Annotated in this window: 1 protein-coding gene; it reads right to left on the reverse strand. The window is 74.0% G+C overall.

Annotation, left to right across the window (positions count from 1 at the left end; all coding sequences use genetic code 11):
• Window positions 1-236: 236 nt before the first annotated feature.
• Entirely contained in the window at window positions 237-1,280 is a 1,044-nt protein-coding gene (locus AOK24_RS43215; RefSeq protein ID WP_055725310.1) for a PadR family transcriptional regulator, read from the reverse strand.
• Between the last annotated feature and the right edge of the window lie 68 nt (window positions 1,281-1,348).

The following is a 1,348-nucleotide window of genomic DNA, read 5'->3' on the forward strand; positions in this document are numbered from 1 at the left end:
GGCGGTCCTGAGGCAGCCGGGGACCTGAGAGAAGAGGGGCCCGCGCCTACCCCGGGCCCCTTCTCCAGCGGTTCCCCATACCTCACCCCGCCCGCAGCTCACCCCCGCCGTACAGCACCCGGGTCACCGCCTCGTAGGTGACCCGGGTGCTGTACGGCGGGGGTGAGCTGCGGGCGGGGTGAGGTATGGGGAACCGCTGGAGAAGGGGCCCGGGGTAGGCGCGGGCCCCTCTTCTCTCAGGTCCCCGGCTGCCTCAGGACCGCCTCGATGCGGGCCGCCGCCGTGGACAAGTGGTGGCGGGCCTCCCGGAGTTGGTCCGCCGTGACGCCCTGGTCGCGGGCCGTGTCGCGGATGTCGTCGCGGAAGCGGTCGAGGAGGCGGTCGAGGTCGCGGGCGGGGTTGTCGGTGGGGGGTTCGTGGGTCCAGGAGGGCTCGTAGCCGAACGGGACGTCCTCGGCGGTGGTGTGATGGTCCGAGGAGGTCGTGCCCTCCCGGGAGGCCGTGCCCGCGCCGAACGTGAAGCCCAGGTCCTTGCCGAACTCCTTCCCGAAGTCCTTGCCGAAATCGCCGAACTCCTTGGCCAGTTCGGTCAGCCCCTCGCGGACGCCGGTCGGCCAGTCGCCCCGGGAGAAGTGGTCCTGGACCTGCTCCTGCACCCGGCGCGCGATGCGCTGCACCTCCTCCTGGGCCTGCGCGCGGGCGTGGTCCTGCGCCTCCTTGGCCTGGCGGCGGGCGCGCTGGGCCTCCTCGCGGGCGCGGCGGCTCTCGTCCTTCGCGCGGCGGGCCTGGTCCTTCCAGCCCTGCTTGACGCGGCGCATCTCCTCCTTCGCCGCCTGCCACGCCTCGGCGTCCCCGCCGCTCCTGTCGTGGAAGGCGTCGCCGTCGGTACCCTCGCGGGCCTGGGTCGCCGCCGCGCGCATCTCCCTGCGCAGGTCGCCGGCCGCGCCCCGGACGTCCGCCCGGATCTCCGCCGCGAGCTCGGCGACCGACTCGCGGATCTCCAGCTCCAGGTCGGCGAGTTCGCCGCTGCGGTCGGCGAGTTCGGCGCGGCCCGCGTCGGTGATCGCGTACACCTTGCGCCCGCCCTCGGTGGTGTGGGTGACCAGGCCCTCGGCCTCCAGCTTGGCGAGGCGGGGGTAGACCGTGCCGGCGGAGGGGGCGTACAGGCCCTGGAAGCGTTCCTCCAGGAGGCGGATCACCTCGTAGCCGTGGCGCGGGGCCTCGTCCAGCAGCTTGAGCAGGTAGAGACGCAGGCGGCCGTGGGCGAAGACGGGGGGCATGTCAGAGCACCTTCTTGTCGGTCGGGCCGTCGGGGGCGTCGTCGGGCGAGGTGTCGTCGGTGGGGGAG

Origin of the sequence: Streptomyces niveiscabiei, from assembly GCF_001419795.1 — a bacterium.
GTDB lineage: Bacteria > Actinomycetota > Actinomycetes > Streptomycetales > Streptomycetaceae > Streptomyces > Streptomyces niveiscabiei.